At 58.8% G+C, this 12,462-nt stretch carries 13 protein-coding genes; 7 read left to right on the forward strand and 6 right to left on the reverse strand.

Annotated features, from left to right (window positions below; translation table 11 throughout):
• Positions 1 to 38 precede the first annotated feature (38 nt).
• On the forward strand, positions 39 to 755 hold the full coding sequence (locus MRBLMR1_RS04965) for an AAA family ATPase (protein ID WP_148147585.1): 717 nt from the start codon (positions 39 to 41) through the stop codon (positions 753 to 755).
• Between the two features lie 84 nt (positions 756 to 839).
• Here the strand turns inward: MRBLMR1_RS04965 and MRBLMR1_RS04970 are convergent, their stop codons facing one another.
• Positions 840 to 2,261 carry a L,D-transpeptidase gene (locus MRBLMR1_RS04970; RefSeq protein WP_148147586.1) on the reverse strand — a complete coding sequence of 474 codons (1,422 nt, stop codon included), beginning with the start codon at positions 2,259 to 2,261 and terminating at the stop codon, positions 840 to 842.
• 163 nt (positions 2,262 to 2,424) lie between these two features.
• On the opposite strand from MRBLMR1_RS04970, the gene MRBLMR1_RS04975 reads away from it, so the two are divergent.
• The 4 genes from MRBLMR1_RS04975 (at position 2,425) to MRBLMR1_RS04990 (ending at position 4,461) form a co-directional block, all read left to right on the forward strand.
• Positions 2,425 to 3,264: a DUF4432 family protein gene (locus tag MRBLMR1_RS04975; RefSeq protein ID WP_148147587.1), complete on the forward strand. Its 840-nt coding sequence runs from the start codon at positions 2,425 to 2,427 to the stop codon at positions 3,262 to 3,264.
• A gap of 72 nt (positions 3,265 to 3,336) precedes the next feature.
• Entirely contained in the window at positions 3,337 to 3,675 is a 339-nt protein-coding gene (locus MRBLMR1_RS04980) for a protein tyrosine phosphatase family protein (protein WP_148147588.1), read from the forward strand.
• Between the two features lie 69 nt (positions 3,676 to 3,744).
• Complete coding sequence (locus tag MRBLMR1_RS04985; RefSeq protein WP_112457847.1) at positions 3,745 to 4,086, forward strand: RidA family protein; 342 nt, start codon at positions 3,745 to 3,747, stop codon at positions 4,084 to 4,086.
• 15 nt (positions 4,087 to 4,101) lie between these two features.
• Positions 4,102 to 4,461 carry a hypothetical protein gene (locus tag MRBLMR1_RS04990; RefSeq protein ID WP_148147589.1) on the forward strand — a complete coding sequence of 120 codons (360 nt, stop codon included), beginning with the start codon at positions 4,102 to 4,104 and terminating at the stop codon, positions 4,459 to 4,461.
• A 93-nt stretch (positions 4,462 to 4,554) separates the two neighbouring features.
• Here the strand turns inward: MRBLMR1_RS04990 and MRBLMR1_RS04995 are convergent, their stop codons facing one another.
• The 5 genes from MRBLMR1_RS04995 to MRBLMR1_RS05015 all read right to left on the reverse strand — a co-directional run bounded on the left by MRBLMR1_RS04995 (position 4,555) and on the right by MRBLMR1_RS05015 (position 9,588).
• On the reverse strand, positions 4,555 to 4,677 hold the full coding sequence (locus tag MRBLMR1_RS04995) for a hypothetical protein (RefSeq protein WP_280518259.1): 123 nt from the start codon (positions 4,675 to 4,677) through the stop codon (positions 4,555 to 4,557).
• 65 nt (positions 4,678 to 4,742) lie between these two features.
• Positions 4,743 to 6,416, reverse strand: coding sequence for a thiamine pyrophosphate-binding protein (locus MRBLMR1_RS05000; protein ID WP_148147590.1), 1,674 nt, complete (start codon positions 6,414 to 6,416; stop codon positions 4,743 to 4,745).
• A complete protein-coding gene (gene caiB / locus MRBLMR1_RS05005) occupies positions 6,371 to 7,612 on the reverse strand; it encodes a succinate--glutarate CoA-transferase (protein WP_148147591.1) in 1,242 nt (413 codons plus the stop codon). The genes MRBLMR1_RS05000 and caiB overlap by 46 nt, the downstream gene beginning before the upstream one ends.
• Positions 7,613 to 7,614: 2 nt before the next feature.
• Positions 7,615 to 8,562 carry a DMT family transporter gene (locus tag MRBLMR1_RS05010; protein ID WP_500063790.1) on the reverse strand — a complete coding sequence of 316 codons (948 nt, stop codon included), beginning with the start codon at positions 8,560 to 8,562 and terminating at the stop codon, positions 7,615 to 7,617.
• Between the two features lie 72 nt (positions 8,563 to 8,634).
• On the reverse strand, positions 8,635 to 9,588 hold the full coding sequence (locus MRBLMR1_RS05015) for an alpha/beta hydrolase (RefSeq protein WP_183685864.1): 954 nt from the start codon (positions 9,586 to 9,588) through the stop codon (positions 8,635 to 8,637).
• A 90-nt stretch (positions 9,589 to 9,678) separates the two neighbouring features.
• On the opposite strand from MRBLMR1_RS05015, the gene ettA reads away from it, so the two are divergent.
• Together ettA and MRBLMR1_RS05025 are read left to right on the forward strand one after the other, a co-directional pair.
• The gene (gene ettA, locus MRBLMR1_RS05020) at positions 9,679 to 11,328 is read left to right on the forward strand and encodes an energy-dependent translational throttle protein EttA (RefSeq protein ID WP_148147594.1); all 1,650 of its coding nucleotides are present in this window, start codon (positions 9,679 to 9,681) and stop codon (positions 11,326 to 11,328) included.
• A gap of 131 nt (positions 11,329 to 11,459) precedes the next feature.
• Positions 11,460 to 12,455: an ArsR/SmtB family transcription factor gene (locus MRBLMR1_RS05025; protein ID WP_148147595.1), complete on the forward strand. Its 996-nt coding sequence runs from the start codon at positions 11,460 to 11,462 to the stop codon at positions 12,453 to 12,455.
• The last annotated feature ends 7 nt before the right edge of the window (positions 12,456 to 12,462 follow it).

Here is a 12,462-nt window from a genome sequence, read left to right on the forward strand (position 1 = left end):
GCAGAGCGATGCGGCTCGTCACCTCCAAGGAATGGAAAATGCCAGTCATATCTTTCGCCAATGCCAAGGGCGGAGCCGGGAAAACGACCGCAGCGCTGCTGCTGGCGACCGAGCTTGCCCATCAGGGATTTCGTATCACGATCATAGATGCCGATCCGCAGCGCTGGATCAGCCAGTGGCAGGAGACCTCCGGTGAGGTCCGCAATATCGAGGTGATCTCGGAGGTTACCGTTGCGTCACTTCACTGCCACTTGCGGGAAATGGCCTCCGCTACCGACTATTTCATCATCGACCTTGCAGGCGCGCGCGATGCGTTGGTGACAACGGCGCTCGGGCTTTCTGACCATGTGTTTATCCCGGTGCAGGGTTCGGCGATGGATGCCAAGGGGGCTGCGCAAATCCTCGACCTTCTGGCGATGATGAAGGAGAAGGGCAGGCTGGATATTGCGCATTCGGTCGTATTGACGCGAGTAACGTCGATGGTCACGACCAAGGCGCTGCTTGCCATCAAAGGCTTGCTGGCGGCCAAGGGTGTGAATGTGCTTACAACGCCGATCGGCGAGCGGACCGCTTTCAAGGAGTTGTTTGAGAGCGGCGGTACGCTTTACAGCATGGATCCGTCGAAGGTCAGCAATGTCGAAAAGGCGAAGGATAACGTTCGCGCCTATGCATCTGAAGTTCTGCGGCTGATGCCGACCAGAATGACCCGCACTGCAGTCGCTCGGCTGATCGGGCTCGGCCGGGGCGTCGCCTGATACATCTCCATACACTCTCTGATATGAATATGGCCGGCGAAAGCCGGCCATTGCCGTTTGTGACGTTTGTATGCCTTGTTCTGTTTATTCGACGAATTGCACTGTCGTTCCCGGCTTGACCATCTTTGCGAGCTCGGTCGCATCCCAATTGGTGAGGCGCACGCAGCCGTGGCTGTTGGTCTTGCCGATCTTCGACGGTTCCGGCGTGCCGTGAATGCCGTAAGTGGGCTTGGAAAGTGCAATCCAGACCGTACCGACCGGACCATTCGGACCCGGCGGGATCTGCAGGATCTGAGTGTTGTTGCCCTGGGTGAAGTTGATCTTCGGATTGTAGGTATATCCCGGATCAAGCGCGATACGCTGCACCGTATGGTCGCCTGATGGCGACGGCGTGTCCGAAGATCCGATAGTTGCCGGATAGGCGGCGATCAGATTGCCGTCGGCACCATAAGCGAAGACCTGCTTGCGCCCCTTGTCGGCGATGATGCGCGTCACCTGACCTGTCTTCGGCTGGCCAGGATTGATGACCTTGACGATCGTGCCCGGGATGGTGAAGTCGGCGTTCGGGTTGAGGGCCTTCAGATACCCTTCGTCCATATGAAACTGTTCAGCCAGCTTTTCCGTAACCGAGGTAAATGACATGGCTGGCAGCGCGGCCTTATGGGCGTAGTCTTCCGGAATGGCGGCAACGTATGGACCTGCAGCGTCCGATGCGGTGATCGTATAGTCGACGATCGGCAGTCCACCCGAATAGGTGAGGCGCTGCATGATATCCTCGGAATTGTTCGGATCGAGCGTTTCGCCCGTCATTTCCTGCCAGGCTGCAATCGCCTTGTTGACGTTATCGCCAAGGTGGCCGTCGATAACGCCCGGCGAAATGCCTTCGCGGTCGAGAAATACCTGCAGCGCCGCGATCTCGGCCTGCGGTTTTTTCGTGACCGTGATGACCGGCTTGTTCGGGTGCAGATTATCTGCCGGTGGCATGCTCTGGTTCGGCTCAAGCGATGCTTCTTCCGAATAGCCCTGATCGACGCCCGGTAGTTCCTGCTGCTCGAGCGGCATGCGGGTGACGGAGCCGCCGATGGAGCCGGTTACCGATCCCGGCTCTTCCGGGCGATATTGACGATAATCCTGGTATCCGCCCTGATTGTCGTAACGCGAGGTATTGGCTCCTGCCTGACGGCGGTTGTCATAGCCTCGCGGTGCAGGCGGATACTCCTCATAACGCTGCCGATTGCCACCCTGACGCATTTCCGTGGCGATGATATTGCCGTATCGGTCGAGATAGACCCGCCGGCCTGCGCCGTCGCGACTGAGATACATGTCCCGCTGGTTGGGCATGTAGTCGAGGATCGCGCCGTCTGGTGCGACCAGAACGGGTCGGTCGGAATATTGCGCGTAACGCGACTGCGCTGCTGCAGGAACGACCGAGATCGCCAGAGCCGCAAGGCTGATGCTGAAAAGGACGGAGCGCTTCACGTTCTCACCGATTATACTGTTGCACATTTATGTAATCGGGAATGTGGGTGCTTGGTTCCCGTTTGCTATGTGCATTGACTGACAAGCTAATTTTGACGCTTGTATGGAAAAATCCCAGTTTGCAATGAATGAATCATTAAATTCCGCTCACCTTGGGTAAACGCGTTGTGAGCATCAGGAGGAAATGTGGATGAAAACCTTTACGGCGGCCCTCGGACCGAAGCTTGAGCTCGACGAGAGCTCTGTTCTGGATATCGGAAAATGCTTTGTTCACGACACTGATATCGCTCCCGGCCGTGCGATTCCCGACGATGGTGATTCGCGTATCGACCATTCGCTGGAAGGATTTCTGTTTACGTGCGGGCCGGACCATATCCGCCATCCGGAAGCGATTGCCGGCGACGCGGATGGCCGGAAATATCCGCTGCATGGCTCTTATTCTTCCCACCCGGCCGAGATTTTGTTCTGGGATATGCAGGGGGAGGAGGCCGAATGTCGTGCCCGTGTGGCCGTTAAAACGGCGGATGGCGGCGAGGCGCTGCTCGAACGTCATTGGAGGATCGATGGCGCAACCGGCGAGGTCTGCCTGCAGGACAAGGTGACCAATACCGGAACCAGGCCGATGGCGCGAGTGCATATGTACCACATGAATATCGGCGCATGGTTGTTCGACGATGGCGTGCATCTGACGGGGGCCATGCTGGACGGTGGCCAGATGCGCTGGGATTTCGGGCCGGAGCCGGGCAGCGTGTTCTGTGTTCCGGCAAGCCGTACGGGTGAGGAATGGGCGGAAATCGCACTCGGCCCGATCGCGTCGCTCGGCGGCTCGACATTGAAGGTGCGCTTCAAGACCGATGGCCTGCCTTTTCTGCAGGTGTGGAGAAACCAGAAGTCTCCGGCGCATGTGCTTGGAATTGAACCGGTATCGCATCGAATGGCGGGCCGCGAGGAACTGGCCAAGACAGGCGAGTTGCAATGGCTTCAGCCAGGCGAGAGCGCAGACTATGCGCTGCGCTTCGCCTTCGTCTGAGATGCGACTATGTGCCGTTGACGCTCGTCAAGCCACCGCGTAATGCTGGCGCCACAAAAATGGAGGTTGCCCATGGATATCCGCCAGATCAACGACGAGTATTCCGTCTCCGGTCAGATCACCGTTGAGGAACTGGACGAGGTAAAGGCGCTCGGCTTCAAGTCTCTCGTCTGCAATCGGCCTGACGAGGAAGAGCCCGGTCAGCCGCATTATGCGGAAATCGAAGCTCGCGCGAAGGAACTCGGCCTCGAAATCCGTCACATTCCGGTTGGCCGCATGGGCCTGACGCCGGAGGGCGTGACCGAGATGGCCGATGCGCTGGAAGATTTTCAAAAGCCGATGCTCGGCTTTTGCCGGTCCGGCGCGCGCTCGACCGCCATCTACGAACAGGCCCAGCGTTTCAAGGGCTGACCCGTTTTTCGCGCGCGGTGTGACCTTCACTCCGCGCTTTTTCCAAGCTCAGCATTCAGGAGCATTCCCATGAGCATCAAGCGCATCGAGCCCGGCGCCCGCATGAGCGGCGCGGTCGTACACGGCAACACCGTTTATCTCGCCGGCCAGGTTGGCGAAGGCGAAACCGTTACCGACCAGTGCAAGGACGCGCTGGCTGAAGTCGATCGTCTGCTGGCCGCGAGCGGCTCCGACAAGTCGAAGATCCTGCAGACGATCATCTATCTCTCCGACATGTCGACCTTCGGCGAAATGAATGCCGTCTGGGAAGCCTGGATTGATCCGGCCAACCCGCCGGCCCGCGCCACGAGCGAAGCTGCTCTGGCCGCTCCGAAGTACAAGGTCGAGTTCATCGTAACCGCCGCAATCTGATAAAGAGCGCCACGGATGCTGAAAGTACCTCTGCTTACGATTTGCATCGCCAGTAGCCTGCTGGCATCCGTGGCGCACTCTCAAACTCTGCCTTCCGTGCCCCAGGGTTCGGAACTGGATGTTGCCGCTCAAGCCATGATTTATGCGCGGGCTTGCGATATTCGCTACAAGCGTCCGTCGATGGTGTGGGATTCGAAGTCGCTGTTTCTGAAATATGCTCGCGGGACATCATCTAATCCGCAGGCGGAAACGGAGAAAGCCTTCAAGGCTGCCCAGCGAACGGCAACGCGGGCCTATGCATTGTCCGACAAGCAGATCACTGTCGATTTTTGTGCGCGGTTGTCCGCCGTCTTCAAGCGCGAACTCGGCCTGTGATTGCCGACCGCTCGGTAATCAAGCAAGCTCTCTTTATCCCAGAAAATGTAAAAAGGGGCCGGAAGATCCAGCCCCTTTTTGTGTATCTGTTGATCACGCTTCGCCCGGCGTCATGCCGAAAAGATAAAAGGCTGCAAGAGCGATTGCGATGAGGAAGATGACGGCCACGAAGGTCGACATGCCTCCCAGTGCTTTTCGTTTTGTTTCATTTGCCATGCCGCATCAACGACATGAACAGACTTTGGTTCCTGACTTTTTGAGCAAATGCTCAAATCTGGGCCTTAGGCTTTGTTGCGGATCTGAGTCAGTGTTTTCGCTGGCGTAATTGCTTCCGGATCGAGCCGGACCTCGATGATTGCCGCTTTGCCGCTTTCACGGGCGCGCAGATAGGCCGGTCCGAAATCCTCGGTTTTTTCCACCATTTCACCATGGCCGCCGAAGGCTTTGGCGTAGGCGACGAAATCCGGATTGACGAGGTCGGTGCCGCTGACGCGACCCGGATATTCCCGCTCCTGATGCATGCGGATGGTGCCGTATATGCCGTTGTTGACCAGTACGGTGATGATCGGCAGTCCATAGCGGACGGCGGTGATGAACTCCTGCCCATGCATCATGAAGCAGCCATCACCGGCAAAGCAGACGACTTCGCGCTCGGGAAACAGCTGTTTGGCGGCGACCGCTGCCGGTAGGCCATAGCCCATGGAGCCGGAGGTCGGAGCGGACTGGGTGTTGTATTTCTGGAAGCGATGGAAGCGGTGCAGCCAGGTGGCATAGTTTCCTGCGCCATTTGTGAAGATCGCATCGTCGGGGACGTTATCTTCAATCCAGGACATGATCGGCCCCATATGGACCTCGCCGGGACCGGTCTCCGGCGGCGTCGACCATTTGAGATAGGCGTCGTGCATGGTCGACTTTCGCTCGGCCCAAAGCGGCAGGGCCGGAGGTTCGAGGTCCTTGATCGCCGAGACAAATTCTGCCGGGCCGGCGCAGATCGCAAGGTCCGGGCGATACATGCGGCCAATCTCTTCCGGATCAGGGAAGACATGGACGAGTTTTTGGCTCGGGTAGGGGATGTCGATCAGCGTGTAGCTGGATGACGGCATTTCCGACATGCGGCTGCCGATCAGGATCAGAAGGTCGCTGTCCTTGACCTCCTTGGCCAGGGACGGATTGATGCCGATGCCGACGTCGCCCGCATAGGAGGGATGAAGGTGGTCGAACAGCATCTGGCGGCGGAAGGAGCAGCCGACCGGCAGTTTGAAGCGGCTGGCGAATTCCTGGAAATCCGCCACTGCCTGCTCATTCCAGCGTGTACCGCCGAGGATGACCATCGGGCGCTGGGATGCTTTCAACAGTTTCTCGAACTCGTCGATCTGCTGTTTTCCGGGATGGCTTTCGACACGCGTATAGGAGCGAGCCTGCGGTGCCTCGACCTCTTCGACCAGCATGTCTTCCGGCAGCGTCAGCACCACCGGGCCGGGGCGGCCGGACGTCGCGACGGAAAAAGCGCGGGTGACGAATTCCGGAATGCGGCGGGCATCATCGATCTCGCCGACCCATTTGGCGAATTCGGTGAAGGCACGTCGATATTCAACTTCCTGGAAGGCTTCGCGCTCCTTCATGTCGCGGCCGATCTGGCCGACGAAGAGGATCACGGGGATCGAATCTTGCTTGGCGACATGCAGGCCAGCGGAGGCGTTGGTGGCGCCGGGGCCTCTCGTCACCATGCAGATGCCCGGTTCGCCCGAAAGCCTGCCCCAAGTGTCGGCCATCATCGCTGCGCCACCTTCCTGACGGCAGACGAGGACGTCGATGCCGCTTTCATAAAGCGCATCAAGCACGGCGAGGTAGCTTTCACCCGGTACACAGGAAACCCGTTTGACGCCGTTCGCCTTCAGCGCCTCGACGATCAGCTGGCCGCCGGTCCTTTTTGTGGTTTCCCCGGTTCTTTCCATCGATTGCTCTCCTCCTCGATTGCATTCAGTTCTGCCAGAATTTCATCCGTATGCTCGCCAACCTTGGGGCTCGGACGGTGATAGGCAAGCGGTGTCTCGGACAGCACGATCGGGCTCCTAACGCCCGGAATGATCGTGCCATCGGCCGCTTCAAGATCGATGCGCAGACCGCGTGCCTTGACCTGCGGGTCCTCGAACATTTCTCCGATCGAATTGATCGGACCGACCGGCACGGCATTTTCACCGCAGGCGGCCAGAAGATCGGCCTTGGGCCATTTCGTCGTTTCGGCGGTAAGCAGGCTGCGAACCTCGATACGGTGGGCGACACGAGCCTTGTTGGTTGCGTAGCGCTCGTCATCGGCCACATGCTCGATGCCGAGAATACGGCAGAAGCGGCGGAACTGGCCGTCATTGCCGACAGCTAGGATGATATGGCCGTCGTGGACCGGGATTACCTCGTAGGGCGATATGTTCGGGTGGGCATTGCCGAGTTTCACGGGCGAGATGCCGGAAATCAGGTAGTTCATGTTCTGGTTGGCGAGAACCGAGGACATGACGTCGAGCAAGGCCATGTCGACCTGCTGGCCTTCGCCTGTTTTCATCGCATGGATCAGCGCGCCCTGAATGGCGGTGACGGCATAGATGCCCGTAAAAATGTCGGCGATTGCGACGCCAGCCTTCATTGGCTGACCATCCGGTTCACCGGTAATCGACATGAAACCGGACATGCCCTGAACGATGTAATCGTAGCCGGCGAGGCTGGCATAGGGGCCGTCCTGACCGAAGCCGGTAATCGAGCAGTAGACGAGTTTCGGATTGACCTTCTTCAGGCTCTCGTAATCAAGGCCGTATTTCTTCAATCCGCCGAGCTTGAAGTTTTCGATCAGGACATCGGACTGCGCGGCGAGGCGGCGGACGATCGCCTGTCCTTCCTCGGTCTTCAGGTCGACGGCGATCGAGCGCTTGCCGCGATTGGTGGAATGGTAATAGGCGGCTGACAGGTTTTCGCCATCGGCGCTTTCGACGAATGGAGGCCCCCAGGCGCGGGTATCGTCGCCGCCTTCCGGGTTTTCGACCTTGATGATGTCCGCCCCCATATCCGCGAGCATCTGGCCTGCCCAGGGGCCGGCAAGGACGCGGGCGAGTTCGAGGACGCGGATGCCGGCAAGCGGCGGCTTTTTGGAGGCGATGTCCATGGTTAGGGGGCTACCGATGTCGTTTCGCTTGTGGTGACGGGTTTGATCGAGGCGACGCGGCGTTCGCGCCAGATGATGTAGAGGCCGGAGCCGATGATGATCGAGATACCGAGCCATTTGATCGGATCCGGAAAATCACCGAAGACCAGCCAGCCGAAAAGTGTGGCAGAGACAATCTCGAAATACTGGATCGGGGCGAGCACGGAGGCGGGGGCGGCCCGATAGGCGTAAACGCTCAGCAGACCCGAAAGGGCGGCGAAAACGCCAACGCCAGCCATCCACATGAAGGTGGTGATGCCGGGCAGCGAGGGTGCAAGGAAGCCGATATCGCCAGCGTCTCCGACGAAAAGCAGGACGGCGCAGATCGGGATACCCCAGAGCGCCATCTGGAACTGCATCGCGAAGGGTTCCTCCCGATGCGCCAATGCACGTGTCATCATGGCAAAGATGGCGACGCAGAAGGCGGTGACGACCGGCAGGAGTGCGACATAACCAATCTCCTGAAAGCTCGGGCGAATGACGATCATTGCGCCTATGAACCCGACGCCACAGGCAGTGTAACGGCGCCAACCCACGGTTTCTTTCAGGAAGATGCTCGACAGGATGGTGAGAATGATCGGCTCGACAAAGAAGATCGCGATCGCGTCTGCGACCGGCATGACTGCCAGCGTGGCGACGAAGCAGACCATGGATATGGTGATCACTCCGGCCCGGATCGCGTGATAAAAACTCATGCGCCAGGAAAAGGAGCGCCACGACCCTGCCCAGAGCACGAATGGCAGCATGCACAGGCCCTGAAAGACGAAGCGGGCCGCGGTGATCATGGTCGGGGAGGCGGTGGTGGTCGCAAGCTTGGAAAACACGTCGATCAACGGTGCGACCAGCATGGCCAGGATCATCAGGCCGAGGCCGGTGGTGATGCTGGCAGTGTGCGCTATTGGGCGTGACATGGCAGGTGATGCACTCATGATTTCGATATAATGGACTGCGACATTCTGCGCACATGAAGAAAAGTCATGAACTCATTCCGCAGCTATTCTGATTGGCTGGATTATACGTGTAGCCCAATCGGCAAATTCGGCCGTGGCTTCGATGCGCATCGTGTCGTTGAGAGTTTCGTGGCGGGCATTGGGCCAGAAGCGCGTCATGATATTGTTGAAGCCATGTTTGCGCAGATGGCCTGAAAGCCAAAGGATGGCCCGGCCTTTATCTGTTGCGGGATCTTCTCCGCCGCCGAGCAGATGAATGGGCAGGTCTTTTGGCAGCCGATCGACGAGTTTTGGAGCCCGGAAGGTCATCTCGAAAAGATCGAGCCAGAGCGAGACGCTGGCGTCGAAACCGCAGAGCGGATCGGCGACATAGGCGTCGACTTCCGCCGGATCGTGGCTCAGCCAGTCGAAGGCGGTGCGGTGGCCGGGGATACTTTCACCCCATGCGCCGAAGGTGAGGCGAGGGAGCATGCCGCTCGGCGTGTCCGACCCTTTCAGCGCACGTTCTGCAAGGAGCAGCCCTTGAGCAGCGCGGCCGGCCATGCCCGGATTGAAGTTGGAATTCCAGATGGCGATACCGGCGAAATCGCGAGGGTGATCGACTGCGGCGTTGAGCGCGATCAGGCCACCCATGGAGTGGCCGAACAGGATGACGGGCAGGTCGGGGTGATCGGCGAGGGCTCGGGTGCGCACGGCCATCAGGTCGTCAATGACGAGGCGTATGCCATCCTTCGATGCGAAACGACCGATCGGTGCGTCAGGCGCAACCGTCCTGCCATGACCGCGATGGTCCCAAGCGTAAACGTGAAAACCGTTACGTGCCATCGCCTCGGCAAAGGGATGATAGCGTGTCGAATGCTCCGCCAAACCATGGGAGATCAGCAGTATCGCCTTTGCGTCGCCTTGGGCGGTGGCATGGCGATAGGCGATCTCAGCACCTGTCGGGCTGGGGAAAGTTCGCGTTTCCCACCCAAAATCCAAGCTCATTTCAAAACCTCTCCCGCTCTTCGCATTGCCCCGAGGCGCGTCTTCGCCTACATAGCGGCAAAACCTCTTTCCCCCGGAGCTTAATTATCGATGGCACGTCAGTTCATCTATCACATGTCGGGACTGAACAAGTCCTATGGCGCCAAGAAGATCCTTGAGAACGTCAACCTGTCCTTCTATCCCGACGCCAAGATCGGTATTCTCGGCCCGAACGGTGCCGGTAAGTCGACGGTTCTGCGCATCATTGCCGGTCAGGACAAGGAATATACTGGTGAAGCCTGGCTCGCCGAAGGTGCGACCGTCGGTTACCTGGAGCAGGAGCCGAAGCTCGATCCCAACAAGACCGCGTTCGAAAACGTCATGGAAGGCGTGGCCGACAAGCAGGCCGTGCTGGACCGCTACAACGAACTGATGATGAACTATTCCGACGAGACGGCGGACGAGGGTGCCAAGCTCCAGGACATCATCGACAGCCAGAATCTCTGGGACCTCGAACAGCAGGTCGAGATGGCGATGGAAGCGCTTCGCTGCCCGCCGAAGGACGCTGCCGTCGACAACCTGTCGGGTGGTGAACGCCGCCGTATCGCGCTCTGCCGCCTGCTGTTGTCGCAGCCGGACCTGCTGCTGCTCGACGAACCGACCAACCATCTCGACGCCGAAACGATCGCATGGCTTGAAAAGCACCTCCGCGATTATCCGGGCGCCGTGATGATGATTACCCACGACCGCTACTTCCTCGACAATGTCACCGGCTGGATCCTTGAGCTCGACCGCGGCCGTGGCATTCCGTACGAAGGCAACTATTCCGCCTACCTGACCGCCAAGGCCAAGCGCATGCAGCAGGAAGCTCGCGAAGAGGCTGGTCGCCAGAAGGCGTTGTCGCGCGAACAGGAATGGATCGCATCCAGCCCGAAGGCTCGTCAGGCCAAGTCGAAGGCTCGTATCAAGTCTTACGAACAGCTGGTCGATGCGGCTGAAAACATTCGGCCGACCGATGCGCAGATCATCATCCCGGTCTCCGAGCGTCTCGGCAACGTGGTCATTGAACTGGAAGGCATCAAAAAGGGCTTTGACGGCCGCACTCTGATCAACGATCTGTCGCTGAAGCTGCCGCCGGGCGGTATCGTCGGCATTATCGGCCCGAACGGCGCCGGCAAGTCGACGCTGTTCAAGATGATCACAGGCCAGGAAACGCCGGACGAGGGCTCGATTCGCATCGGTGAGACCGTGCATCTCGGTTATGTCGACCAGAGCCGCGATGCTCTCGACGGCAACAAGACCGTGTGGGAAGAAATTTCCGGTGGTGCGGAAGTCATCAAGCTCGGCAAGTTCGACATGAACTCCCGCGCCTATTGCGGCGCGTTCAACTTCAAGGGTGGCGACCAGCAGCAGAAGGTCGGCAATCTTTCGGGTGGTCAGCGCAACCGCGTTCACCTTGCCAAGATGCTGAAGGCCGGCGGTAACGTTCTCCTCCTCGACGAACCGACCAACGACCTCGATACGGAAACGCTCGGCGCTCTCGAAAGTGCGCTGGAAGCCTTTGCCGGCTGCGCTATCATCATCAGCCACGATCGCATGTTCCTCGACCGTCTGGCCACGCATATCCTTGCCTTCGAAGGTGACGGTCATGTCGAGTGGTTCGAAGGCAATTTCGAAGACTACGAACAGGACAAGGTTCGTCGACTTGGTCCGGATGCGCTGAACCCGGGCAGCCAGGCCTACAAGCGCCTGACGCGCTAAGGCGCTTCAGTCACTCCCGTGAATTCAAAGGGCGGCTTTGCCGCCCTTTTTGCAAACGCCAGACGGCAGCTTGCATCCTCTCTGCATTCGATATAAAGATATCTTTATATCTTGATTGCCGGGAAGCCCGTATGTCGCTAGCACTCGATACTTTGGTTGACGTTTTGAAGACGGTCGGGGAGCCGACACGCTTCCGGCTGCTCGCCCTGTTGGCAAAGGGCGACCTGACGGTAACCGACCTGACCGAAATTCTCGGGCAGTCGCAACCGCGTATCTCCCGCCACTTGAAGCTTCTCAACGAAGACGCGTTGATCGACCGCTATCAGGAAGGAGCCTGGGCTTACTTCCGCTTGACGCAGGACGGTCCGGCTGCTGCGCTGGTCAAGACGTTGCTTGCTGCTTCGGCCAATGATGACCCTGTTCTGGTTCGCGATGGCGAACGGCTTTCTGCCGTCAAGCATCAACGGGCTGAACGTGCCCAGGCCTATTTCAGCCGCAACGCTTCTGAATGGGATGAACTTCGCCGTCTCCATGCAAGCGATTCGGCTGTAGAGCAGGCGCTTTTACGGCTGGTCGGTCCTTCCCCTATCGATTCCCTGCTCGATCTTGGAACGGGCACGGGGTGGATACTGAAACTGCTTGCTCCGCATTACCGCCGTGCGATTGGCGTCGATGCAAGCCGCGATATGTTGGCGGTCGCGCGCGCCAATCTGGACAAGGCCGGCATCCTGAAAGCGTCCGTGCGTCATGCGGATATTCTCAACCTATCGCTTGATGGACAGGATTTCGACCTCGTCACGATTCACCAGGTACTGCATTTCCTCGACCAGCCTGAACTTGCGATCGCAGAGGCAGCCCGTATCCTGCGGCCAGGCGGCAGGTTGCTGATCGTTGACCTTGCACCACACAAGCTTGAACATTTGCGCGAAGAGCATGCCCATGTACGCCTTGGCTTCTCACATGAGGCTATTGGCGACTGGTTGGAAAAGACCGGGCTCGATATCGAAAAAGCCATCGATATTGCGCCCGAACAAGATGACGGTCTCACTGTCACGATATGGCTGGCAAAGGATCGCCGTCTCCTGATGGCCGATGCTGAGCCAGCGGAAGCAATTTCGGTATTTTAGGAAGAAT

This window comes from Neorhizobium sp. LMR1-1-1.1, from assembly GCF_040675795.1.
In the GTDB taxonomy this organism is placed as follows: domain Bacteria; phylum Pseudomonadota; class Alphaproteobacteria; order Rhizobiales; family Rhizobiaceae; genus Neorhizobium; species Neorhizobium cellulosilyticum.